Annotated in this window: 24 protein-coding genes; 17 read left to right on the top strand and 7 right to left on the bottom strand. The window is 71.6% G+C overall.

Features of this window, described 5'->3' with window-relative positions:
• The first annotated feature begins 3 nt into the window (after window positions 1–3).
• Together ABT057_RS12375 and ABT057_RS12380 are read left to right on the top strand one after the other, a co-directional pair.
• Window positions 4–1,182, top strand: a complete 1,179-nt coding sequence (locus ABT057_RS12375) for an acyl-CoA dehydrogenase family protein (RefSeq protein ID WP_352342633.1) — start codon at window positions 4–6, stop codon at window positions 1,180–1,182.
• Window positions 1,183–1,184: 2 nt separating this feature from the next.
• Window positions 1,185–1,943, top strand: a complete 759-nt coding sequence (locus ABT057_RS12380) for an SDR family NAD(P)-dependent oxidoreductase (RefSeq protein WP_352342864.1) — start codon at window positions 1,185–1,187, stop codon at window positions 1,941–1,943.
• Window positions 1,944–1,952: 9 nt separating this feature from the next.
• Here the strand turns inward: ABT057_RS12380 and ABT057_RS12385 are convergent, their stop codons facing one another.
• Together ABT057_RS12385 and ABT057_RS49165 are read right to left on the bottom strand one after the other, a co-directional pair.
• A complete protein-coding gene (locus tag ABT057_RS12385) occupies window positions 1,953–2,738 on the bottom strand; it encodes a GntR family transcriptional regulator (RefSeq protein WP_352342634.1) in 786 nt (261 codons plus the stop codon).
• Window positions 2,722–3,021 carry a hypothetical protein gene (locus ABT057_RS49165; protein WP_502973874.1) on the bottom strand — a complete coding sequence of 100 codons (300 nt, stop codon included), beginning with the start codon at window positions 3,019–3,021 and terminating at the stop codon, window positions 2,722–2,724. The genes ABT057_RS12385 and ABT057_RS49165 overlap by 17 nt, the downstream gene beginning before the upstream one ends.
• A 307-nt stretch (window positions 3,022–3,328) precedes the next feature.
• Between ABT057_RS49165 and ABT057_RS12395 the strand changes: the two genes are divergently transcribed.
• From ABT057_RS12395 to ABT057_RS12415, 5 genes are all read left to right on the top strand, one after another.
• Complete coding sequence (locus ABT057_RS12395; RefSeq protein WP_352342636.1) at window positions 3,329–4,345, top strand: sugar ABC transporter substrate-binding protein; 1,017 nt, start codon at window positions 3,329–3,331, stop codon at window positions 4,343–4,345.
• Window positions 4,345–5,421 carry an ABC transporter permease gene (locus ABT057_RS12400; RefSeq protein WP_352342638.1) on the top strand — a complete coding sequence of 359 codons (1,077 nt, stop codon included), beginning with the start codon at window positions 4,345–4,347 and terminating at the stop codon, window positions 5,419–5,421. The genes ABT057_RS12395 and ABT057_RS12400 overlap by 1 nt, the downstream gene beginning before the upstream one ends.
• Before the next feature lie 5 nt (window positions 5,422–5,426).
• A complete protein-coding gene (locus tag ABT057_RS12405) occupies window positions 5,427–6,344 on the top strand; it encodes an ATP-binding cassette domain-containing protein (protein WP_352342639.1) in 918 nt (305 codons plus the stop codon).
• Window position 6,345: 1 nt separating this feature from the next.
• Complete coding sequence (locus ABT057_RS12410; RefSeq protein ID WP_352342640.1) at window positions 6,346–7,248, top strand: sugar phosphate isomerase/epimerase family protein; 903 nt, start codon at window positions 6,346–6,348, stop codon at window positions 7,246–7,248.
• Between the two features lie 170 nt (window positions 7,249–7,418).
• Window positions 7,419–7,592, top strand: a complete 174-nt coding sequence (locus ABT057_RS12415; RefSeq protein ID WP_352342642.1) for a hypothetical protein — start codon at window positions 7,419–7,421, stop codon at window positions 7,590–7,592.
• 60 nt (window positions 7,593–7,652) lie between these two features.
• Here ABT057_RS12415 and ABT057_RS12420 read toward each other — a convergent pair whose 3' ends face one another.
• Together ABT057_RS12420 and ABT057_RS12425 are read right to left on the bottom strand one after the other, a co-directional pair.
• Window positions 7,653–8,657: a Gfo/Idh/MocA family protein gene (locus tag ABT057_RS12420; RefSeq protein WP_352342643.1), complete on the bottom strand. Its 1,005-nt coding sequence runs from the start codon at window positions 8,655–8,657 to the stop codon at window positions 7,653–7,655.
• Window positions 8,658–8,717: 60 nt separating this feature from the next.
• A complete protein-coding gene (locus tag ABT057_RS12425) occupies window positions 8,718–9,494 on the bottom strand; it encodes an SDR family oxidoreductase (protein WP_352342645.1) in 777 nt (258 codons plus the stop codon).
• Between the two features lie 116 nt (window positions 9,495–9,610).
• On the opposite strand from ABT057_RS12425, the gene ABT057_RS12430 reads away from it, so the two are divergent.
• Complete coding sequence (locus ABT057_RS12430; RefSeq protein WP_352342647.1) at window positions 9,611–10,645, top strand: LacI family DNA-binding transcriptional regulator; 1,035 nt, start codon at window positions 9,611–9,613, stop codon at window positions 10,643–10,645.
• Between the two features lie 44 nt (window positions 10,646–10,689).
• Here the strand turns inward: ABT057_RS12430 and ABT057_RS12435 are convergent, their stop codons facing one another.
• Window positions 10,690–11,358, bottom strand: coding sequence for a hypothetical protein (locus tag ABT057_RS12435; RefSeq protein ID WP_352342649.1), 669 nt, complete (start codon window positions 11,356–11,358; stop codon window positions 10,690–10,692).
• Between the two features lie 137 nt (window positions 11,359–11,495).
• A complete protein-coding gene (locus tag ABT057_RS12440; protein ID WP_352342650.1) occupies window positions 11,496–12,662 on the bottom strand; it encodes a Gfo/Idh/MocA family protein in 1,167 nt (388 codons plus the stop codon).
• 153 nt (window positions 12,663–12,815) lie between these two features.
• Here ABT057_RS12440 and ABT057_RS12445 point away from each other — a divergent pair, with 153 nt between their 5' ends.
• From ABT057_RS12445 to ABT057_RS12485, 9 genes are all read left to right on the top strand, one after another.
• Window positions 12,816–13,814, top strand: a complete 999-nt coding sequence (locus tag ABT057_RS12445) for a LacI family DNA-binding transcriptional regulator (RefSeq protein WP_352342652.1) — start codon at window positions 12,816–12,818, stop codon at window positions 13,812–13,814.
• Window positions 13,815–13,852: 38 nt separating this feature from the next.
• Window positions 13,853–14,365, top strand: coding sequence for a hypothetical protein (locus tag ABT057_RS12450; protein ID WP_352342653.1), 513 nt, complete (start codon window positions 13,853–13,855; stop codon window positions 14,363–14,365).
• A gap of 110 nt (window positions 14,366–14,475) precedes the next feature.
• Window positions 14,476–15,126, top strand: a complete 651-nt coding sequence (locus ABT057_RS12455) for a GntR family transcriptional regulator (RefSeq protein WP_352342654.1) — start codon at window positions 14,476–14,478, stop codon at window positions 15,124–15,126.
• A 47-nt stretch (window positions 15,127–15,173) separates the two neighbouring features.
• Complete coding sequence (locus ABT057_RS12460) at window positions 15,174–15,926, top strand: PIG-L deacetylase family protein (RefSeq protein WP_352342655.1); 753 nt, start codon at window positions 15,174–15,176, stop codon at window positions 15,924–15,926.
• A complete protein-coding gene (locus tag ABT057_RS12465; protein ID WP_352342657.1) occupies window positions 15,923–16,627 on the top strand; it encodes a 4-carboxy-4-hydroxy-2-oxoadipate aldolase/oxaloacetate decarboxylase in 705 nt (234 codons plus the stop codon). The genes ABT057_RS12460 and ABT057_RS12465 overlap by 4 nt, the downstream gene beginning before the upstream one ends.
• 32 nt (window positions 16,628–16,659) lie before the next feature.
• Window positions 16,660–17,736 (top strand): 4-oxalomesaconate tautomerase, encoded by a 1,077-nt coding sequence (locus ABT057_RS12470; RefSeq protein ID WP_502973879.1) that lies wholly within the window; start codon window positions 16,660–16,662, stop codon window positions 17,734–17,736.
• Window positions 17,733–18,683: a VOC family protein gene (locus tag ABT057_RS12475; RefSeq protein ID WP_352342660.1), complete on the top strand. Its 951-nt coding sequence runs from the start codon at window positions 17,733–17,735 to the stop codon at window positions 18,681–18,683. The genes ABT057_RS12470 and ABT057_RS12475 overlap by 4 nt, the downstream gene beginning before the upstream one ends.
• Before the next feature lie 151 nt (window positions 18,684–18,834).
• Complete coding sequence (locus ABT057_RS12480) at window positions 18,835–20,157, top strand: MFS transporter (protein ID WP_352342662.1); 1,323 nt, start codon at window positions 18,835–18,837, stop codon at window positions 20,155–20,157.
• Between the two features lie 70 nt (window positions 20,158–20,227).
• Window positions 20,228–21,016, top strand: coding sequence for an alpha/beta fold hydrolase (locus tag ABT057_RS12485; protein WP_352342664.1), 789 nt, complete (start codon window positions 20,228–20,230; stop codon window positions 21,014–21,016).
• Between the two features lie 25 nt (window positions 21,017–21,041).
• On the opposite strand, the gene ABT057_RS12490 is transcribed toward ABT057_RS12485, so the two are convergent.
• Window positions 21,042–21,455, bottom strand: a complete 414-nt coding sequence (locus ABT057_RS12490; RefSeq protein ID WP_352342666.1) for a cupin domain-containing protein — start codon at window positions 21,453–21,455, stop codon at window positions 21,042–21,044.
• Between the last annotated feature and the right edge of the window lie 203 nt (window positions 21,456–21,658).

Here is a 21,658-nt window from a genome sequence, read left to right on the forward strand (position 1 = left end):
ACCATGCCTGCCACTCGCGCCCTGCCGACCGAGGAGGCCGTCGAGCTCATCCAGCTCACGCGGACCCTCGCCGCCAAGGAACTCGCACCCCGGGTCGCCGACGCGGAGGCGGACGGGGCGTTCCCCAGGGACGTCTTCCGTACCCTCGGCCGCAGCGGGCTGCTCGGGCTGCCGTTCGCCGAGGAGTACGGCGGGGCGGGCCAGCCGTACGAGGTCTACCTCCAGGTGCTGGAGGAGGTCGCCGCGGTCTGGTCGAGCGTCGCCGTGGGCATCTCGGTGCACGCGCTGGCCTGCTTCCCGCTGGACCGGTTCGGCACGGAGGAACAGCGGCGGCGCTGGCTGCCCGACATGCTGGGCGGTGAGCTGCTCGGCGCGTACTGCCTGTCCGAGCCGCACGCCGGCTCCGACCCGGCGGCCATGCTGACCCGCGCGGTCCGCGACGGCGACTCGTACGTCCTGAACGGCGCCAAGGCCTGGACCACCCACGGCGGCTACGCCGACTTCTACACGGTCATGGCCCGCACCTCCGACGACCGCGCCCACGGCATCTCCTGCTTCCTGGTCCCGGCGGACACCCCGGGGCTGAGCGCCGACCCGCCGGAGCGGAAGATGGGTCTGACCGGCTCGGCGACGGCCACCATGCGGCTGGACGACGTCCGGGTGCCCGTGGAGCGGCGGATCGGGGAGGAGGGACAGGGTCTGAAGATCGCACTCGCGTCCCTGGACTGCGGACGCCTCGGCATCTCCGCCGTCGCCACCGGCCTCGCCCAGGGCGCCCTGGACCACGCGGTGCGCTACGCGCGTGAGCGGGAGACCTTCGGCAAGCCGATCATCGAGCACCAGGGGCTGGCGTTCGTCCTGGCCGACATGGGTGCCGCGATCGAGTCGGCGCGGGCCACCGCGCTGTCCGCCGCGCGGCTGAAGGATCTCGGTCTGCCCTTCACCCGGGAGGCGTCGATCGCCAAACTGGTGGCCACGGACAACGCCATGAAGGTGACCACGGACGCCGTGCAGGTCCTCGGCGGGTACGGATACACCCGCGACTTCCCGGTCGAGCGCTACATGCGCGAGGCCAAGGTCATGCAGATCTTCGAAGGAACCAACCAGATCCAGCGCATGATCATCTCCCGTGCGCTGGACCGGAACGAGGGCGGTGTGCTCACCGCCCTCGGCAAGGAGTGATGATGCAGCTCGAGAACACCGCCGCCCTCGTCACCGGCGGTGCGTCCGGCCTCGGCGCGGCCACCGCGAAGGCGCTCGCCGAGCGGGGTGCGAAGGTCTTCGCCCTCGACCTCAAGGACGGCGTGGACCAGGCTCCCGAGGTGGAAGGCGTCACCTACGTCCCCACCGACGTCACCGACCCCGAGCAGGTCCGTGCCGCCGTGGCCGTCGCGGCGGGCGCGGGCGTCCCGCTGCGGACGGTCGTCAACTGCGCCGGTATCGGCCCCTCCGCGCGGATCCTCGGCAAGAAGGGCGTCCACGACCTCGCCCTGTACGCCAAGGTGATCCAGGTCAACCTGATCGGCACCTTCAACGTGCTCGCGCTCGCCTCGGAGGCCATCGCCCAGACCGAGGCCGACGACAACGGCCAGCGGGGCGTGATCGTCAACACCGCCTCCATCGCCGCCTACGACGGCCAGATCGGCCAGGCGGCCTACGCGTCCTCCAAGGGCGGGGTCGTCGGTCTGACCCTGCCCGCGGCCCGCGACCTCGCCCAGTACGGCATCCGGGTGTGCACCATCGCGCCGGGCGTCGTGGAGACGCCGATGCTGGCCACCGTGTCCGAGGAGTACCGCGCCGGGCTCGCGGCGGGCGTGCCCTTCCCGCGCCGGCTCGCCCGGCCCGAGGAGTACGCCCGGCTCGCCCTGTCGATCGTCGACCACGACTACCTCAACGGCGAGACCATCCGCATGGACGGCGCCCTGCGGATGGCTCCGAGGTAGCCCCCGCGGCTACGACCTGACCAGCAGCTGGAAGTCGAACGCGTACCGGGACGCACGGTAGATGTGCGTCCCGTACTCGACCGGCCGCCCGGTGTCGTCGTACGCCGTGCGCTGCATGGTCAGCAGGGCGGCGCCCGCCGTCTCGCCGAGGAGCTCGGCCTCCTCGGCGGTGGCGGAGCGGGCGCCGATGGTCTGCCGGGCGCTGTGCAGGGTGATGCCGGTGGAGCGCATCAGGTGGTACAGGCCGGTCGACTCCAGCCGGCCGGTGTCGAGGTCCAGCAGGGCCGGGGGCAGGTAGTTGCAGAGGAACGCCACCGGCTGGCCGTGCGCCGAGCGCAGCCGCTCCAGGAGCGTGACCTCGGCGCCCTCCGCGATCCCCAGGGCGGCGGCCACGTCCGCGGTCGCGGGGACGTGTTCGTTGCGCACGACGTGCGTGGTGGGGCCCTGCCCGGCCGCTTCCAGGTCGTCGTAGAGGCTGCTGAGCTCCAGCGGCCGTTTCACCTGGCTGTGTACGACCTGGGTGCCGACGCCGCGGCGGCGCACCAGGAGGCCTTTGTCGACCAGTGACTGGATCGCCTGGCGGACCGTGGGCCGGGACAGGCCGAGGCGGGTCGACAGGTCGATCTCGTTGCCCAGGAGGTTGCCCGGGGCGAGCGCCCCGTGTTCGATCGCCGACTCCAGCTGCTGGGCGAGCTGGTAGTAGAGCGGCACCGGGCTGCCGCGGTCGAGCGCGAAGTGCAGTCCGTCCAGTGCCGAGCCGGCCCCCGCGCGGGTTCGTTCACCGGTTCTCGCCATCGGGGGCACCTCCTGAGTCGGCCGTGCGGCGGATCGTCTGTTTCCGCGCCGGGCCGGACGGCGGCCCGTGAAAGGGCAACTCCTCGGCGCGGGGGTGGGGTTCGCGTACGCCGGTGAGGTGCGCGCGCTGCGCGGGGGCGCCGGAGGCGACCGGCGCGGCACTCTCGCGGAACTTCCCCGAATCGTCCACGCGTGCGAGGGCGACGCCCGTGTGCCTGGGGTAGATTTCGACCCCGGCACGACCCATCGTGATCAGGTCCGGGGGCTGGGCAGGCTCGGCCATGCGCGACGCTCCTCACGGTGGTCGGGGGGTCTGGCGTCTCCCAGGTGTAGGTCCCGGTGGCCTCCGCTGTCAATGGTTTGTTCTTACATTCGGACCTGCTCCTGCAATGATGTCTTAACAAAGTATTGACAGCGGACGAATCAGGGGATTGGATCCCGTCCCAGCAGCGCACGAGCCGAGTCCACAACCGAACAGTCGCGGACCCGGCCTCATGGCCCCACCCTGAGCAGTACCAGGCCCCGGATCCTCGAGATCGCCTTCCCCTTTCCCCGGTCGTATTCCCGTCGCACAGTGAGGTGCAGGAAAGATGGACAGCTCTTCGCCCCGTTCCCGCAGAATCGCCCCGGTCGTGGCCATGGCCGCGGCGGTGGCCCTGACCCTCGCAGGCTGCTCCAGCAGTTCCGGCGGAAAGAAGTCGGAGGAGAGCGCGGGCGCCGCCTCCGCGGGCAAGGCGAGCACCCCGCAGATGACCGTGGCTCTGGTGACCCACCAGTCGCCCGGCGACACCTTCTGGGACATCGTCCGCAAGGGCGCCGAGGCCGCCGCCGCCAAGGACAACGTCAAGCTCATCTACTCCGCGGACCCGAACGCGGGCAACCAGTCCAACCTGGTCCAGAACGCCATCGACCAGAAGGTCGACGGCATCGCCGTCACCCTCGCCAAGCCCGACGCCCTCAAGGACGTGGTGGCCAAGGCGAAGGCCGCGAACATACCCGTGGTCGGCCTCAACTCCGGTGTCAGCGAATGGCAGAAGCTCGGCCTCATGGAGTTCTTCGGCCAGGACGAGACCGTCGCCGGTGAGGCGCTCGGCAAGCGCCTGAACGAGGCCGGCGCCAAGAAGGCCGTCTGTGTCATCCAGGAGCAGGGCAACATCGGCCTGACCCAGCGCTGCGACGGCGTCAAGAAGACCTTCTCCGGCACCACCGAGGTCCTCAACGTCAACGGCACCGACATGCCGTCGGTGAAGTCGACGATCACCGCCAAGCTGAGCCAGGACAAGGCCATCGACTACGTCGTGACGCTCGGCGCGCCCTTCGCGCTGACCGCCGTGCAGTCGGTGTCCGACGCCGGCAGCAAGGCGAAGATCGCCACCTTCGACCTGAACAAGGACCTGACCGGAGCCATCAGCAAGGGCACCATCCAGTTCGCCGTCGACCAGCAGCCCTACCTCCAGGGCTACCTGGCGATCGACTCCCTGTGGCTCTACAAGAACAACGGCAACTACATGGGCGGCGGGGAGCAGCCGGTGCTGACCGGTCCGGCCTTCGTCGACAAGACCAACGTCGACACGGTCGCGGCGTTCGCCGCCAAGGGAACCCGGTGATGAGCATGACCCAGCACGCCGAGCCGGCGGTGTCCACACCGCCGGCCTCCGGCCCGAGGAAGACGGACGGCCGGACCACCGACCGTCCGCTGGCCCTGCGGATGCTGGCGCGCCCCGAGGTGGGTGTGTTCCTCGGCGCGGTCGCGGTGTACGTGTTCTTCCTCGTCGCGGCCCCGCCGGTGCGCGAGGCCTCCTCGATGGCGAACATCCTGTACCAGTCGTCGACCATCGGGATCATGGCGCTGCCGGTGGCGCTGCTGATGATCGGCGGGGAGTTCGACCTGTCGGCCGGTGTCGCGGTGATCAGTTCGGCGCTGACGGCGAGCATGCTCAGCTACCAGCTGACCATGAACGTGTGGGTCGGTGTGGTGGTCGCGCTGCTGGTGTCCCTCGCCATCGGGTTCTTCAACGGCTGGATGGTCGTCAAGACGGGTCTGCCGAGCTTCCTGATCACGCTGGGCACGTTCCTGATGCTGCAGGGTGTGAACCTGGCGGTGACGAAGCTGGTCACGACGAACGTGGCGACCGACGACATCAGTGACATGGACGGGTTCGGCCAGGCGAAGAAGGTCTTCGCGTCGTCGTTCGACATCGGCGGGGTCCAGGTGAAGATCACGATCTTCTACTGGCTGGTCTTCGCGGCGCTGGCGACCTGGGTGCTGCTGCGCACCAGGTACGGCAACTGGGTCTTCGCGGTCGGCGGGAACAAGGAGTCCGCGCGGGCGGTCGGCGTGCCCGTGAGGTTCACCAAGATCTCGCTGTTCATGCTGGTCGGGTTCGGTGCCTGGTTCGTCGGCATGCACCAGCTGTTCACGTTCAACACGGTGCAGTCCGGTGAGGGCGTGGGCCAGGAGCTGATCTACATCTCCGCGGCCGTGATCGGCGGCTGTCTGCTGACCGGCGGCGCCGGCTCCGCGATCGGCCCGGTCTTCGGGGCGTTCATGTTCGGCATGGTCCAGCAGGGCATCGTCTACGCCGGCTGGAACCCCGACTGGTTCAAGGCGTTCCTCGGCGTGATGCTCCTCGGCGCCGTCCTGATCAATCTGTGGGTCAGCCGCACGGCGACCCGGAGGTGACCGACATGACATCCACCAGCAAGGCCGCCACCCACGGCGCCGTCATCGCGGACAGCCCTGCCGCGGGGGCGGACGGGGCGGTCGTCGAACTGCGCAACGCGGGCAAGTCCTACGGCAACATCCGTGCCCTGCACGGTGTGGACCTGAAGGTCTTCCCCGGCGAGGTCACCTGTGTCCTGGGTGACAACGGCGCCGGCAAGTCCACCCTCATCAAGATCATCTCCGGGCTGCACCAGCACACCGAGGGCGAGTTCCTCGTCGACGGCGAACCCGTCCGTCTGACCACCCCCCGCCAGGCCCTCGACAAGGGCATCGCCACCGTCTATCAGGACCTCGCGACCGTCCCGCTGATGCCGGTGTGGCGCAACTTCTTCCTCGGCTCCGAGATGACCAAGGGCCCCTGGCCCGTGCGCCGCCTCGACATCGAGAAGATGAAGAGGACGGCCGACGAGGAACTGCGCGAGATGGGCATCGTCCTCGACGACCTGGAACAGCCCATCGGGACGCTCTCCGGCGGCCAGCGCCAGTGCGTGGCCATCGCCCGCGCCGTCTACTTCGGCGCCCGCGTCCTCATCCTGGACGAGCCCACCGCCGCCCTCGGCGTCAAGCAGTCCGGCGTGGTCCTGAAGTACATCGCCGCCGCCCGCGACCGCGGACTCGGCGTCATCTTCATCACCCACAACCCGCACCACGCCTACATGGTCGGCGACCACTTCAGCGTCCTGCGCCTGGGCACCCTCGAACTCTCCGCCTCCCGCGCACAGGTCAGCCTCGAGGAGCTCACCAACCACATGGCCGGCGGCGCCGAACTCGCCGCGCTCAAGCACGAGTTGTCCCAGGTCCGCGGCGTCGACGTCGAAGAACTCCCCGAGGAGAAGGACCTCAAGGCCCCCGTGGCCGGCGCGGGCGAGGGGAAGTCCTGAGATGGGCGCGGCGCTGGACCGTATCCGCGTCGGCTCCGCCCCGGACTCCTGGGGGGTCTGGTTCCCCGACGACCCCCGGCAGGTGCCCTGGGAAAGGTTCCTGGACGAGGTCGCCGAGGCGGGCTACTCCTGGATCGAGCTGGGGCCGTACGGCTATCTGCCGACCGACCCGGCCCGGCTCACCGACGAGGTGAACCGGCGCGACCTCAAGGTCTCGGCCGGCACGGTCTTCACCGGCCTGCACCGCGGTCCGTCGGTCTGGGAGGCCACCTGGGAGCATGTGAGCCAAGTGGCAGCGCTCACCCGGGCGATGGGCGCGCGGCACCTGGTCGTCATCCCGTCCTTCTGGCGCGACGACAAGACCGCCGAGATCCTGGAGCCCCCGGAGCTGACGGCCGAACAGTGGGCCCATCTCACCAAGGGGATGGAGCGGCTGGGCCACGAGGTGAAGGAGGCCTATGGTCTCGACCTCGTCGTCCACCCGCACGCGGACACCCACATCGACACCGAGGAGCACGTCGAACGCTTCCTGGACTCCACCGACGACGAACTGGTCAACCTCTGCCTGGACACCGGTCATTACGCCTACTGCGGCGGCGACAGCGTCAAGCTGATCGAGACCTACGGCGAACGCATCGGGTATCTGCACCTCAAGCAGGTCGACCCGGCGGTCCTCGCCGACGTGGTGCGGGACGAAGTGCCGTTCGGGCCGGCCGTCCAGCGCGGGGTGATGTGCGAACCGCCCTCCGGTGTACCGGAGTTGGAGCCGGTGCTGGTCGCGGCTCAGCGGCTCGGTGTGGAGCTGTTCGCGATCGTCGAGCAGGACATGTACCCGTGCGAGCCGGACAGGCCGCTGCCCATCGCGGTGCGCACCCGGAAGTTCCTGCGGTCCTGCGGGGCCTGACCCTCCCGCTGAGCAGCCGGTTCGCGCCGTCGCCGAGAGGCGGCGGCGCGTCCGCGTTCGTGTGGCCCCTCCTGCTGCCGGTCGGCTGCGGCCTGCCGGTGGAACCGGCGGCGCGGCGAGGACGTTGGAGAGGGTGGAAGGTGCGTGGAGCCGTCAGCGGGGAGGGTGAGATGCAGGAGGAAGAGCAGTCCGGCAGCGCGGAGGACCTGCGCCGGGCCAGGTTCGGGACACTGCCCGAGCGGGTGCGCCCGGAGGACACCGTCGAGGAGCGCCCGGCCACGCCGAAGGACCCGGCGCGGGACGCGTACGACCCGGACGACTGGCTGGTCCGCTACGCCCTGTGAGGCCGGCCGGGCCGATGGGGGCGGCCCCTCAGGGACCGCCCCCGACAGCGGAGAGCCGGCTCAGGAGGCCCGCACCTCCGCGATGGTCACCGGCCGGTGCTCGTGCAGCGAGAGCGTGCAGGCCTCCGCGATCCAGCCCGCCTCCAGAGCGTCCTCGATCGTGCAGGGCGAGGGCCGGGTACCGGCCACGACCTCGGTGAACGCGGTGAGTTCGGCGCGGTAGGCGGCCGTGAAGCGGTCCATGAAGAAGTCGTGCGGGGTGCCGGCGGGGAAGGTGACGCCGGGCTCGACCGAGCGCAGCGGCAGCTTGTCCTCCAGGCCCACCGCGATGGAGTCCGTGAAGCCGTGGATCTCCATGCGGACGTCGTAACCACGGGCGTTGTGGCGGGAGTTGGAGATCACCGCGATGGTGCCGTCGTCGAGGGTGAGGAGCGCGCCGGTGGTGTCGGCGTCGCCCGCCTCCTTGATGTAGTCGGCGCCCCGGTTGCCGCCGACCGCGTACACCTCGGTCACCTCGCGGCCGGTCACCCAGCGGATGATGTCGAAGTCGTGGACCGAACAGTCCCGGAAGATGCCCCCGGAGGCGGCGATGTACGCGGCCGGCGGCGGCGCCGGGTCCAGGGTGGTCGAGCGCACGGTGTGCAGCTTGCCCAGCTCACCGCTCCGCACGGCGGCCCGCGCGGCGACGAACCCGGCGTCGAAGCGGCGGTTGTAGCCGATCTGGATCGGCACGCCGCTTCCCTGGACGGCCCCCAGCACGGCGACACCCTCGGCCATGGTCCTGGCGACGGGCTTCTCGCAGAACACGGGGACGCCGGCCTCCACGGCGGCCAGGATGAGGCCCGGGTGGGCGTCGGTCGCGGCGGCGATCACGACACCGTCCACGCCGGCGGCGAGCACGGCCTCGGGGGAGTCCGCGACCTCGGCGCCGAACCGCTCGGCGGCGGACTTGGCGGCCTCCGCGAACGGGTCGGCCACGACGAGCGACTCGACCGCGTCGAGTCCGGAGAGGGTCTCGGCGTGGAAGGCGCCGATGCGGCCGAGGCCGAGGATTCCGATACGCATGGGGATGCAGCTCCTAGCGGGGTCGTACGGGGGGCGGGGAGAGGTGAGAGGTCCAGGGCCTCAGTCGAGGCCGCCGAGCACGTTCTGATCCCAGTCGATCACCGAACCGGTGACCACGCCGGACCGGTCGGAGAGCAGGAACACCACGAAGTCGGCGATCTCGTCGGGCTGGCCGAGCTTGCCCATCGGCAGCCGCGCGGCCGCCTCCTCACGCCAGTCGTCCCCCGCGCCGTGGAAGGCCTTCTGGGTCGCGTCCTCGCCCTCGGTGGCCGTCCAGCCGATGTTCAGGCCGTTGATCCGGATCCGGTCGAAGCGGTGGGCGTGCGCCGCGTTGCGGGTCAGACCGGCCAGTCCGGCCTTGGCGGCGACGTACGGCGCGAGGAAGGGCTGCCCGCCGTGCGCCGAGGACGTGATGACGTTGACGACGGTGCCGGGCGCCTCACGGGCCAGCATGTCCGCCACCGCCGCCTGCATGGCGAAGAACGGGGCCTTCAGGTTGATCGCGATGTGCTGGTCGAACAGTTCGGGCGACGTGTCGAGGAGCGTGCCCCGGGAGGTCAGGCCCGCCGCGTTGACCAGGCAGTCCACCCGGCCGTACACCGCCACCGTCTCCGTCACGGACGCCTTCGCCTGCTCGGCGTCCGCGAGGTCGGCCCGTACGAACACGGCCTTGCCGCCGGCGGCGGTCAGTTCCGCGACCAGCGCCTCGCCCGGTTCGGGCCGGCGCCCGGTGACGGCGACGGCGGCGCCCTCGCGGACCGCGGCCCGCGCGACGGCCGCGCCGACGCCCTGGCTGCCGCCGTTGACGAGGACGACCTTGTCGTCGAGAAGTCCCATGTGCGGAAGTCCTTTCGGCTGCGGCTCTGCACTGCCATTCTTGTCATGACAAACCCGTCGAACAACCAGCAGGCAGCCATCAAAAACCCCTCAAGCGGCCTGCGCAGGAGATGACCGTGGGCCACCCCTTCCCCATCCGTGAGATCGCACGTCAGGCTGGTCTGAGCGAGGCCACCGTGGACCGGGTGCTCAACGGCAGGGGAGGGGTCCGTGAGTCCACCGAGCAGGAGGTACGGCGGGCCGTCGCCGACCTGCAGCGCCAGCGCACCCAGGTCCGGCTGGTCGGCCGCACCTTCATGGTCGACATCGTGATGCAGGCACCGGAACGCTTCACCACCGCCGTACGGGCCGCCCTGGAGGCCGAGCTGCCCTCCCTGCACCCGGCCGTGCTGCGCTCCCGCTTCCACTTCCGGGAGACCGGGCCGGTCCGGGAGCAGGTCGCCGCCCTCGACCGGATCGCCCGGCGCGGCACCCAGGGCGTGATCCTCAAGGCGCCGGACGTCCCCGAGATCACCGCCGCCGTGGGCCGGCTGGTCGCCGCCGGCATCCCGGTGGTCACCCTGGTCACCGACCTGCCCGCGAGCCCCCGCCTCGCCTATGTCGGCATCGACAACCGGGCCGCCGGCGCCACCGCCGCCTACCTGACGGGCCAGTGGCTGGGCGACCGTCCCGGCAACGTCCTGACCAGCCTCTCCAGCGGCTTCTTCCGCAACGAGGAGGAGCGCGAGATGGGCTTCCGCGGCGTCATGCGCGCCCGCCACCCGAGGCGGACCCTCGTGGAGATCACCGAGGGCCAGGGCCTCGACGCCACCCAGTACGACCTCGTCCGCGCGGCCCTCGACCGCGATCCGGAGATCCGGGCGGTGTACTCCATCGGCGGCGGGAACATCGCGACGCTCCGTGCCTTCGCCGACGCGGGCCGCGAATGCGTCGTGTTCGTCGCGCACGACCTCGACCACGACAACACCCGTCTGCTGCGGGACGAGCGCCTGTCCGCCGTCCTCCACCACGACCTGCGCCAGGACATGCGGGAGGCCTGCCACCTCGTGATGCGGGCGCACGGCGCGCTGCCGCCGGCCGGGCCCACCCTGCCCTCGGCCATTCAGGTGGTGACGCCGTACAACATGCCGCCGCAGGTGACGGCCGGCTGACGGGGCGGTCACCTGCGGCGGCCGGTTTCGACGGCCGGTCTCCCTCAGTGCCGGAGCGCCGGCGAGCCTGCCGCCCGGCCGACGCGTCCGGCGCTGCGGTACGTCGCGACGCCCAGCGCCAGCAGCCAGTAGCTGAACACCGCCCCCATCAGCGCCGTCGTGCCCCAGCCGTTCGCCGCGTAGAAGAACGCGGGGTCGTTGCCGAAGAACAGCGAGGGCACGAAGGCGAGGTTGGTCCCGGCCAGGACGTACGCCGAGCGGCCGGTCCAGCGTGGCAGGAGCCGGGTGCGGGAGACGGCGTACCCGAGGGAGGCCAGGAAGAGCGCCAGCATCAGCCGGGAGACGGTCCCGTAGAGAAGGTAGGTGCCGCTGACGTCGATCGTCGGATCGATCGGGCGGTCGACGGCGATGACCGCGCCCGCCTCCAGGCCCATGGAGACCAGGGTGACCGTCGCGTAGACGAGGCCGGTGGAGAAGGCGATCGAGCCGGCCCATTCGTGGCTGGGGCCGGCGCGCCGGACCAGGTCCCGGAAGGCCGTGACGAACACGACCAGGGACGCCAGCGCGACGATCCCGACGAGTAGCCGGGACAGGACGTTCCCGTCCGGCGGCGGGCCCGGGTAGATGAAGTACAGCGGCACCTGGACGACGAGGGCGACCGCGGCGACGAGGGCCGCGAGGCCGGTCAGGCGCCGGGCGACGGCTTCGGACATGGGAGTTCCCCCGAGTTCTCGGTGTGACGGATCCGGTGCCGGCGTCCGCGTGCTCGCCGGCCCTTGAAGCCTGCCGTGCCCGGGGCGTGCGGTCCCTGGGCCTGGCAACCGAACCGGGGGTGGTTCCACCGCCACCCCTACGGGTGCACGTCCACCCACGTGCCGTTCTCCGCCGACCGCGACATCGCCTCCAGTACGGTCGCGCTGTGCACGGCGTCCGCCAGGGTCGCCCCGTGCGGAGTGCCCTCGGCGATCGAGCGCAGGAACCGGTACGCCTCCACGACCTTGAGGTCGTCGTAGCCCATCGCGTTGGCGGCGCCCGGCTGGAACGCGCCGAACTCGCCGTCGCCCGGGCCGACGTACACCGTGCTGACCGGCTGGTCCTGGTAGGCCGTGCCGCGGCTGACGCCCAGCTCGTTCATCCGGCGGAAGTCCCAGAACACCGCGCCCCTCGTGCCGTGCACCTCGAAGCCGTAGTTGTTCTGCTCACCGACCGAGACCCGGCAGGCCTCCAGGACCCCGCGGGCGCCGGAGGCGAAGCGCAGCAGGCAGTTGACGTAGTCCTCGTTCTCGACCGGGCCCAGCTCGCCGCCCGAGGCGCGGCTGTGGCCCGCCGTCGCCCCGGTCGGACGGGCCCGCTCGGGGACGAACACCGCCGTGTCCGCGGTCAGGGAGGCGATGTCGCCGAGCAGGAAGCGGGCCAGGTCCGCGCCGTGCGAGGCCAGGTCGCCGAGCACCCCGCTGCCGCCCCGCTCCCGCTCGTACCGCCAGGTCAGCGCCCCGTCCGGATGGGCCGCGTAGTCGCTGAACAGGCGGATGCGGACGTGCGTGACCGTGCCCAGCTCACCGGAGGCGATCAGGTCGCGGGCCGTCTCGACGGCGGGCGCGTTGCGGTAGTTGAAGCCGACCGCGCCCCGTACCCCGGCCTTCGCGACCGCGTCCGCCACCGCGCGGGCGTCCTCGGCGGTGAGACCCACCGGCTTCTCGATCCAGATGTGCTTGCCGGCCTCGGCCATCGCTACGCCGATCTCGCGGTGCAGGAAGTTCGGCGCGGTGATGCTCACGGCCCGCACTCGCGGGTCGGCGGCGACCTCGCGCCAGTTCCGGGTGGTGGAGGCGAAGCCGAACTGGGCGGCGGCCTCCTCGGCCCGGCCCGGGACCTCCTCGGCGACCGTCACCAGCTCCGGGCGCAGCGCGAGCCGCGGGTAGTGGTGCCGGACCCGCGCGTACGCCTGGGTGTGCACCCGGCCCATCCAGCCGAACCCGACGACGGCGACACCGAGCGCATCCACGGACTCCACCATGACCGACAGCCCCTCTCAGTCCCTCAGTCCCACTGGACCTCATTTGGACCGGTCCATTTTCTTGTCCAGGCCACCCTGGGGGGCTTTCTTCAGGGGTGTCAAGCCCTTCGTGATCCTTTGACAACCTCAGGGCGACGTGGAACGGTCCAGGGCATGAGACCGCCGACCATCCGTGACGTCGCCGACCGGGCCGGGGTGTCCAAGTCGCTGGTCTCCCTCGTCCTGCGCGGCTCCGACCAGGTGCGCGCCGAGAAGCGGGAGGCCGTGCTGCGGGCCGTGCGCGAGCTCGGCTACCGGCCCAACGCGGCCGCGCGCAGCCTCAGCGAACAGCGCACCCGCACCGTCGGCGTCCTCCTGCACGACCTGCGCAACCCCTGGTACGTCGACCTCCTGGACGGCCTCAACTCGCTGCTGCACGCCGGCGGACTGCACATGCTGCTCGCCGACGCCCGTCTCAACCGGCGGGCCGGCCAGGATCCGGCCGGCCCCTTCCTGGACCTGGGAGCCGACGGGCTGGTGGTCGTCGGCACCCTGCCCGATCCGGCGGCGCTCGGCGCGGTCGCCGAGCGGGTCCCGGTGGTCGTCGCGGGCGCCCGGGAACCGGTCCCGCCGGGGGTCGACGTGGTCGCGGGCGACGACGAACGGGGCGCGCGCCTGGTCACCGAGCACCTGCTCGGGCTCGGCCACCGCCGTGTCGCGCACATCGCGGGCTACGGCGCGGTCGGCGAGCTCAGGAGGCGCAGCTTCGAGGCGACGATGCGGGCGCACGGGGTGCCGGACGCCCTGGTCGAGCCCAGCGACATGACGGAGGAGGGCGGCCACCGGGCCGCCGTACGGCTGCTCGGCCGCCCGGACCGGCCCACCGCCGTGTTCGCCGTCAACGACATCGCCTGCGTCGGCGCGCTGTCCGCGGCCGAGGAACTCGGCCTGCGCGTCCCGGGGGACCTGTCCGTCGTCGGCTACGACAACACCAGCACGTCCCGGCTGCGGCATCTGTGGCTGACCACCGTCGACAACGCCGGCCACGAGGTCGGGCGCCGGGCCGCCCGCTGCCTGCTCGACCGGCTCGAGGGACGCGGGGGAGCGGGGCGGGTGCAGCTGGCCGCGCCACTGCTGGAGATCCGGGGGACGACGGCCCCACCGGCCCGCTGAAGCTGCGAGCCGGGCCGGAGCGGGAGATCGTGGATCACATGGCCCGGCCCACGGCGGCGACAGTCGAGCGGCACTCGCCCGACGCCCATGAGAACCTCCTGTTCGGCGGGGTCTACGGCGCCGTCCTCGCCAGCTCGATGGTCGCCGCGCTCACCCAGTACGGACACTCCTCCCGGGGCAGCCGCCGCTACGACGCCCTGTGGCTGCTGGTGACCGCGCTCGCCTCCGCCCTCGCGCACGGCTACGCCCACTACATCGCCGAGCGTGCCCCGCACCGCCGTGGGGACGCCCTGCGCGCGCTGCGTGACGAATGGCCGCTGGTCGTGGCGGTCGTGCCGACGGTGCTGGTGCTGGCGGGCGCGGGCTGGGGGTGGTGGCCGGCGAACGGGGTGGAGTACCCGGCGTTCGCCCTGAACATCGCCCTCCTGTTCGGCCTGGGGCTCCTCACCGCCCGCCGGTCGCACCGGTCGTGGCCGGTGGCCCTCGGGACCGGCGTGGTCGACGCGCTGCTCGGTGTGGTGGTCGTGGTGGCCAACGCCGTGATCAAGTGACGCGAACGGGGTGTTCCCGCCGCACGCCCCCGGATATGGCGGACAAAATTGTTGACAATGTTGTCTGGCTAGATTTAGGTTCGACAGGCACTCACTCAGGGAGGGCAACGATGCCGAAGGAAGCCCGTCCGGGCACCGGGGAGCAGGCCAAGCACCACGCGTTCGCGCAGCTGCGGCAGGCGATCCTGCACGGCGAGATGGCACCGGCGCAGCGGCTGGTGGAGAACGAGCTCGCCGAGCAGTTCGGTGTGACGCGGGCCAGCATCCGCGCGGCACTCATCGATCTGGAGTCCCAGGGGCTCGTCGAGCGGATCCGCAACCGGGGCTCGCGGGTCCGGGTGGTGACCGTGGACGAAGCGGTCGCCATCACCGAGTGCCGCATGGTCCTCGAAGGGCTGTGCGCGGCGAAGGCGGCCGTCGCGGCCAGCGACGAGCAGCTGCTCCAGCTGACGGAGCTCGGCACGGCGATGACCAAGGCCGTCGCCGACGGCGAGCCGGTCACCTACTCCGACCTCAACCACGAACTGCACGTCCGCATCCGGGAGTTCTCCGACCAGCGGACCGCGCAGGAGCTGCTGGAGCGGCTGAACGCCCAACTGGTGCGTCACCGCTTCCAGTTGGCGCTGCGGCCGGGGCGTCCGCAGCAATCCCTGAACGAGCACCTGACCATGATCGAAGCGATCCGGGCCAGGGATCCGCAGGCGGCCGAGTCGGCCGTCCGCGCCCACCTCACCAGCGTGATCGAGGCTCTGCGCGACTGATCACGGCCGGGCGGGGCGGGCGCCCATCCGACCAAGGAGATTACGGAATGATCCAGGCCAACGCGCCCGCCGGTCCACCCAGAGCGACCCTCGTCGTCACCGCGCACGCCGGGGACTTCGTGTGGCGTGCGGGCGGCGCCATAGCCCTGGCCGCCGCCCGCGGCGAGAAGGTCACCATCGCCTGTCTGACCTTCGGCGAGCGCGGCGAGTCCGCCAAGGCGTGGCGCGAGGGCCGGAAGCTGGACGAGATCAAGGCGATACGCCGGGACGAGGCCGAGCGCGCCGCCGCCGCCCTGGGCGCGGAGGTCCGCTTCTTCGACGCCGGCGACTACCCGCTCATCGCGTCGGCCGAGCTGACCGACCGGCTGGTCGCCGTCTACCGGGAGACCCAGCCCGACGTCGTCCTCACCCACCCCACCGAGGACCCGTACAACGGTGACCACCCGGCCGCCAACCGCATGGCCATGGAGGCCCGGGTCCTCGCGCAGGCCATCGGCTACCCGGGCGAGGGCGAGATCATCGGCGCCCCGCCGGTCTTCTACTTCGAGCCGCACCAGCCCGAGATGAGCGGCTTCCGGCCCGAGGTCCTGCTCGACATCACCGAGGTCTGGGAGACCAAGCGGCGGGCGATGGAGTGCCTGGGTGCCCAGCAGCACCTGTGGGACTACTACACCGACCTCGCCGTACGCCGCGGCGTCCAGCTCAAGCGCAACGCGGGCCCGAACCTGGGCCTGGCACACAGGACGATGGCCGAGGCGTACATGCGCCCGTACCCCCAGATCGCGAAGGAGCTGGCATGAGCGGCGTGATCGTCACCAACCCGCCGAAGGCGGAGCAGAAGGACGTCGACGCGCTGGCCGCCTTCGGGGTGGCCACGGTGAGCGAGGCGATGGGCCGGACCGGGCTGCTGGGGCCGGGGATCCGGCCGATCCAGCAGGGCGTACGGATGGCCGGCACCGCGGTCACCGTGCTCAGCTGGCCCGGCGACAACCTCATGATCCACGCGGCCGTCGAGCAGTGCCGCGAGGGTGACGTCCTGGTCGTCACCACCACCTCCCCGTCCACCGACGGCATGTTCGGCGAGCTGTTCGCGACCGCGCTCCAGCGGCGCGGGGTGCGCGGCCTGATCATCAACGCCGGTATCCGCGACACCCAGGAGCTGCGCGAGATGGACTTCCCGGCCTGGTCGCGGGCGGTCTCCGCGCAGGGCACGGTCAAGGCCACCGGCGGCTCGGTCAACGTGCCGGTCGCGATCGACGGCCAGGTGATCCGCCCCGGCGATGTGATCCTCGCGGACGACGACGGTGTCGTGGTCGTCCCGCGCGAGCGGGCCCGTGCCGCCGCCGAGGCGTCCGAGGCCCGCGAGACGAAGGAGGCCCGGTCCCGTGCCGCCTTCCTCGACGGCGAACTCGGCCTGGACCGTTACGGGTTGAGGGAGACCCTGCAGCGGCTCGGCGTCGAGTACCGGACGTACGAGGAGTACACGGGGGAGCCGCGGTGACCTCCGTGCCCGAGGAGGTGCCCTGTCTGCTGATGCGGGGCGGCACCTCCAAGGGCGCCTACTTCCTCGCCGACGACCTCCCCGCGCAACCCGCCCTGCGCGACGAGCTGTTGCTGCGCCTCATGGGCAGCCCGGACGACCGCCAGATCGACGGCCTGGGCGGGGCGCACCCGCTCACCAGCAAGGTCGCGGTGGTGTCCCGGTCGGCCGATCCCCGGGCCGACGTCGACTATCTGTTCCTCCAGGTCGCCGTGGACCGGCCCGAGGTGAGCGACCGTCAGAACTGCGGGAACATCCTCGCCGGGATCGGGCCGTTCGCCGTGGAGCGCGGACTCGTGCCGGCGGGGGAGACGGAGACCGCCGTCCGGATCCGGATGGTCAACACCGGCGACTACGCGACGGCGACCTTTCCCACGCCGGGCGGCCGGGTGCGCTACACCGGAGACGCCGAGATCGCGGGTGTGCCGGGGTCGGCCGCGCCCGTCGTCATCGAGTTCCCGCCGGGCGCCGGACCGCTGCTGCCCACCGGGAAAGTCCGCGACGTCGTCGACGGCGTCCCCGTGACCTGTGTGGACAACGGCATGCCGACGGTGCTGATCGCCGCCACCGCCCTCCACACCACCGGCTACGAGTCGCCCCGGGACCTGGAGGAGGACGTGGTCCTCGCCGACCGCCTGCGCACGATCCGCCTGGCGGCCGGCCGGCTGATGGGCCTCGGTGACGTCTCCGCCACCACGGTCCCCAAGCTCACCCTGCTCGCCCCGCCCCGGATCGGCGGCGCGGTCACCACCCGCACCTTCATCCCCGTCCGCTGCCACCCCTCCATAGGTGTCCTCGGCGCGGCCGGCGTCGCCGCCGGCCTGCGGATCGAAGGCAGTGTGGGGGCGGAGATCGCACAACTGACGACCGGAAGCGACCGCATTCGCATAGAACATCCCACCGGATTCCTGGACATCGAAAGCAGTGTCGGCACCGCCCCCGACGGCCTGCCCTCCGCGCGTCGCACCGCCGTGGTCCGCACGGCCCGCAAGATCTTCGACGGCACGGTCTTCCCCCGGTCCGCCGAGACGGCGCCGATCCCCCCGCAGACCCTTGGAGGTCGACGATGACCCCGCCGCTCGGCGACATCGCCCACATCGGGCACGTCCAGCTCTTCACCCCGGACCTGGACGCCAGTGTCGCCTTCTTCACCGACTACCTCGGCCTCACGGTGTGCGGCGAGGACGGTGACACCGTCCATCTGCGGACCTTCGACGACTACGAGCACCACAGCCTCGTCCTCACCGCCCGCGAGCGGCCCGGCCTCGGCCGGCTGGCCCTGCGCACCTCCAGCGAGGAGGCCCTCCACCGCCGGGTCGAAGCGGTCGAGGCGGCGGGCGGCACCGGCACCTGGGTGGAGGACGAACCGGGCCTCGGCAAGCTGTACGTCACCCACGACCCGGACGGCCACGAGCACGCCCTGTACTGGGAGAGCGAGCACTACCGGGCCCCCGAGGAGCTCAGGCCCGCGCTGAAGAACCAGCCCCAGGCCAAGCCCAACCGGGGTGTGGGCGTACGGCGACTGGACCACGTCAACTTCCTCGCCGCCGACGTGCTCGCGTGCGCCGAGTTCCAGGAACGGGTGCTGGGCGCCCGGCCCACCGAGCAGATCCGGCTCGACAGCGGGACGATCGCGGCGCGCTGGCTGACCTACACGAACAAGTCGTACGACGTCGTCTACACCTCGGACTGGACGGGGAGCGCCGGGCGACTGCACCACATCGCCTTCGCGACCGACACCCGCGAGGACATCCTGCGGGCCGCCGACCTGGCCATCGACACGGGTGTGTTCATCGAGACGGGCCCGCACAAACACGCCATCCAGCAGACGTTCTTCCTGTACGTCTACGAGCCCGGCGGCAACCGCATCGAACTGTGCAACCCGCTCACGCGGCTCGTCCTGGCGCCGGACTGGCCGCTCGTCACCTGGACCGAGGAGGAGCGCAAGAAGGGGCAGGCCTGGGGCCTGAAGACCATCGAGTCGTTCCACACGCACGGCACTCCGCCCGTCGGCTAGCCGAGCCGGCTCCCGGCACGCGGCGTCCGGGAGCCCCTGAATTGCCGATTAGATTGTTGACGAAAACGTTGACGCTCAGCTCGGGGGCTTCCTGGCGTTTGCGCACCACGTCCCCTCCAGTGCACCCCTCCTGGACGAGAGGAAAACAAAGATGTCCTCCTCCCGCGCTCTGCCGCCGCGCGCCAGCAGACTGGCCCTGCTGGTCGTCGGTCTGTGCTGGCTGGCCGTCCTCTTCGACGGCCTCGACATGTTCATCTACGGCTCGGTGCTCCCGCACCTGCTGGAGACCAGGACCTTCGGCCTCACCCCGGACCAGGCCGGCGACCTCGGCAGCTACGCCACCTTCGGCATGCTGGTCGGCGCGCTCACCGCGGGCACCGTGGCCGACCGGATCGGACGCAAGAAGCTGCTGGTCTCCTGCGTGGTGCTCTTCTCGCTCGCCTCCGGCGTGTGCGCGACCGCGGGCGGCGTCGAGGTCTTCGGCCTCGGCCGGACCCTCGCGGGCGTCGGTCTCGGCGGTCTGCTGCCCACCGCGATCAGCATGGTCTGCGACTACGCCCCGCGCGGCCGCGGCGCGATCGTCATCGGTCTGCTGATGACCGCCCACCACGCGGGCGGCATCCTCTCCGCGTACGTCGCCAAGTGGCTGGTGGACCCGGTCGGCTGGCGGGCCGCGTTCTGGGTCTGCGTGCTGCCGCTGCTGTTCGCGCCGGTCATGGCGTTCCTGCCCGAGTCGCTGAGCTTCCTGGTCGCCAAGGGCCGCACCGAGGAGGCGGGCGCGCTCGCCACCCGCTACGACGTCGAGCTGCCCGCGGTGAAGACCGGCCGCAAGACCGCCGGGGACCGCTGGGACGCCCTCGCGAACCTCTTCCGCGGCGGCGAATGGATCCAGACCCTGCTGTACTGGCTGGCCTCCTTCGGCGGTCTGCTGCTCGTCTACGGCGTCGCCACCTGGCTGCCGACCCTGATGCGCGCCGAGGGCTACGCGCTCGCCGGCGCCCTGACCTTCGTCGTCGTCTTCAACCTCGGCGGCATCGTGGGCATGCTGGCCGCCGGCCGCGCCGCGGACCGCTTCGGCGCCCCGCGCATCTCGGCGATCTGGTTCGCGCTGACCGCCGCCGGCGTCTATCTGCTCAGCGTGCACATGCCCACCGGCGTCACGATGGTCGTCGTCTTCCTCACCGGCGTCTTCCTCAACAGCGCCCAGACGATGATCTACGCGACGGTGTCGATCCGCTCCGACGCCGACAACCGTGCCACCGCCGTCGGCTGGACCTCCGGCATGGGCCGCTTCGGCGCCGTGTTCGGCCCGTGGCTCGGCGGCCGGCTGCTCGCCGGGGGTGACGGCGACCTGGGCTTCACCGCCTTCGCGCTCGCCGGGGTGTCGTCCATGGTCTTCATCGGGATCGCGGCCCTGCGCACCGCGAAGCGGTCGCCCCGGGCCGACGACCGGCAGCTGGTCGCCGCCCACTGACCGCCGAGCGCGGGAAGGGGGCGGGGCCGCTCCGGGTGCGGGCGGCGAGGTGCCGGGTCACGCTCGTTGTATGGGTGAGCGTTGGGAGGTGCGGCGGGCGGGGCCGGCGGATGCCGCGCACCGGGTGCTGATGATCCCGGGGGCCCTGTGCACGACCGAGTTCTACGCGGACGTCATGGCCGAGCCGGCGGTGGCGGGCCTCGGGATGGTCGCCGCGGCCCTGCCGGGGTTCGGCGGCACCGAGGCGCCCGAGGACGTGTCCATGGAGCACTACGCCCGGCTGATGGCGGACTTCGCCGCCGAGGCCGGCTGTGACGTCGTCGTGGGGCACAGCCTGGGCGCGAACGTGGCGCTCGAGATGGCCGCCCTGGGCCTGTTCCGGGGGCCGCTGGTGCTGCTGTCGCCTGCCTTCTCCCGCGGCGACGAGATGAAGTCCCTGGCCGTGCTGAACTCCGTGGGCCGGGTGCCGGGGCTCGGCGCCGCGGTCTGGGCCGGCATGCTGGGGCTGCTGCCCCGGGCGATGAGACGCGAACTGCCGCCGCGGCGCGCGGAGGCGCTGGCGGCGGCGATGAGCGGCAACGATCCGGCGACCTGCCGCCGGATCGTACGGCGCTACTACGCGTACCTGGACCGCTATCCCGACCTGGTCCGCCGGCTGGGCGAGGCCGGTGTCCCGGCCTGGGTGGTGCGCGGCGACCACGACGAGATCGGACTGACGGACGACGAGCGGCGCGGACTGGAGGCCTGCCCGCACCTCCGGCTGGTGTCCGTGCCCGACGCGGGGCACGCGGTCCTGGTGGACCAGCCGGCGGCCGTGGCCGAGGTCGTCGCGGAGGCGGTCACCGCGGAGGTCCGCTGAGCCACCCCACCGGGACCCGCAGCCCTTAGTCGTCGCTGCCCATCTGGTCCTCCGCCGACAGGTGTTCCACCGTCCTGCCGGTCTCGGTGAAGGTACGGGTGACGTGGCCCGAGGAGTACACCCACAGGATGCGCAGCGGGACGTCGCCGATGTTGCGGAACAGGTGCGGGATCGGGGAGGGGATGTACGTGGTGTCGTACCGCTCCAGCTTCGTCACCTCGCCGTCCACCCACACCTCCGCCTCGCCCTCCAGGACCGTGACGTGCTCGTCGCAGTTGTGCGAGTGCAGGGGAGCTCCGGAACCGACCGGATAGACGCTCATCCCGCTGGTGATCCGGTTCTCCCCGTTCGCCGACGGGGTGGTGATGAGCGGGGTCGTCACGACCGCGCCGCCGCGGTCGAGCAGCGGCACGGACGCGGCCTTGATGATGGTGGTCATGCCGTACGACGTTAGGTCGCCCCCGCACGAAAGGGGGCCCTCCGGCGTGCAGTTTTACCTTGCACTCCGAGGAGGGTGAGCCGCTGCGGACCGGCTGTACCTTCACCTGGCACCGCACGGCCGCACGACCAGTGCCCGTGACGCGCCGGAGAGAGAAGGCAGGTAACGGCTCCATGAGGCTCCCCGTTCTCAGCGAAGAGGAA

Source organism: Streptomyces sp. NPDC002588, assembly GCF_040295925.1.
GTDB lineage: Bacteria > Actinomycetota > Actinomycetes > Streptomycetales > Streptomycetaceae > Streptomyces.

Excerpts from the sequence above, each read along its gene's own strand:
- ABT057_RS12375 (WP_352342633.1), top strand. The coding sequence starts at position 4 with ATGCCTGCCACTCGCGCCCTGCCGACCGAGGAGGCCGTCGAGCTCATC.
- ABT057_RS12380 (WP_352342864.1), top strand. The coding sequence starts at position 1,185 with ATGCAGCTCGAGAACACCGCCGCCCTCGTCACCGGCGGTGCGTCCGGC.
- ABT057_RS12385 (WP_352342634.1), bottom strand. The coding sequence starts at position 2,738 with ATGGCGAGAACCGGTGAACGAACCCGCGCGGGGGCCGGCTCGGCACTG.
- ABT057_RS49165 (WP_502973874.1), bottom strand. The coding sequence starts at position 3,021 with ATGGCCGAGCCTGCCCAGCCCCCGGACCTGATCACGATGGGTCGTGCC.
- ABT057_RS12395 (WP_352342636.1), top strand. The coding sequence starts at position 3,329 with ATGGACAGCTCTTCGCCCCGTTCCCGCAGAATCGCCCCGGTCGTGGCC.
- ABT057_RS12400 (WP_352342638.1), top strand. The coding sequence starts at position 4,345 with ATGAGCATGACCCAGCACGCCGAGCCGGCGGTGTCCACACCGCCGGCC.
- ABT057_RS12405 (WP_352342639.1), top strand. The coding sequence starts at position 5,427 with ATGACATCCACCAGCAAGGCCGCCACCCACGGCGCCGTCATCGCGGAC.
- ABT057_RS12410 (WP_352342640.1), top strand. The coding sequence starts at position 6,346 with ATGGGCGCGGCGCTGGACCGTATCCGCGTCGGCTCCGCCCCGGACTCC.
- ABT057_RS12415 (WP_352342642.1), top strand. The coding sequence starts at position 7,419 with ATGCAGGAGGAAGAGCAGTCCGGCAGCGCGGAGGACCTGCGCCGGGCC.
- ABT057_RS12420 (WP_352342643.1), bottom strand. The coding sequence starts at position 8,657 with ATGCGTATCGGAATCCTCGGCCTCGGCCGCATCGGCGCCTTCCACGCC.
- ABT057_RS12425 (WP_352342645.1), bottom strand. The coding sequence starts at position 9,494 with ATGGGACTTCTCGACGACAAGGTCGTCCTCGTCAACGGCGGCAGCCAG.
- ABT057_RS12435 (WP_352342649.1), bottom strand. The coding sequence starts at position 11,358 with ATGTCCGAAGCCGTCGCCCGGCGCCTGACCGGCCTCGCGGCCCTCGTC.
- ABT057_RS12440 (WP_352342650.1), bottom strand. The coding sequence starts at position 12,662 with ATGGTGGAGTCCGTGGATGCGCTCGGTGTCGCCGTCGTCGGGTTCGGC.
- ABT057_RS12445 (WP_352342652.1), top strand. The coding sequence starts at position 12,816 with ATGAGACCGCCGACCATCCGTGACGTCGCCGACCGGGCCGGGGTGTCC.
- ABT057_RS12450 (WP_352342653.1), top strand. The coding sequence starts at position 13,853 with ATGGCCCGGCCCACGGCGGCGACAGTCGAGCGGCACTCGCCCGACGCC.
- ABT057_RS12455 (WP_352342654.1), top strand. The coding sequence starts at position 14,476 with ATGCCGAAGGAAGCCCGTCCGGGCACCGGGGAGCAGGCCAAGCACCAC.
- ABT057_RS12460 (WP_352342655.1), top strand. The coding sequence starts at position 15,174 with ATGATCCAGGCCAACGCGCCCGCCGGTCCACCCAGAGCGACCCTCGTC.
- ABT057_RS12465 (WP_352342657.1), top strand. The coding sequence starts at position 15,923 with ATGAGCGGCGTGATCGTCACCAACCCGCCGAAGGCGGAGCAGAAGGAC.
- ABT057_RS12470 (WP_502973879.1), top strand. The coding sequence starts at position 16,660 with ATGCGGGGCGGCACCTCCAAGGGCGCCTACTTCCTCGCCGACGACCTC.
- ABT057_RS12475 (WP_352342660.1), top strand. The coding sequence starts at position 17,733 with ATGACCCCGCCGCTCGGCGACATCGCCCACATCGGGCACGTCCAGCTC.
- ABT057_RS12480 (WP_352342662.1), top strand. The coding sequence starts at position 18,835 with ATGTCCTCCTCCCGCGCTCTGCCGCCGCGCGCCAGCAGACTGGCCCTG.
- ABT057_RS12485 (WP_352342664.1), top strand. The coding sequence starts at position 20,228 with ATGGGTGAGCGTTGGGAGGTGCGGCGGGCGGGGCCGGCGGATGCCGCG.
- ABT057_RS12490 (WP_352342666.1), bottom strand. The coding sequence starts at position 21,455 with ATGACCACCATCATCAAGGCCGCGTCCGTGCCGCTGCTCGACCGCGGC.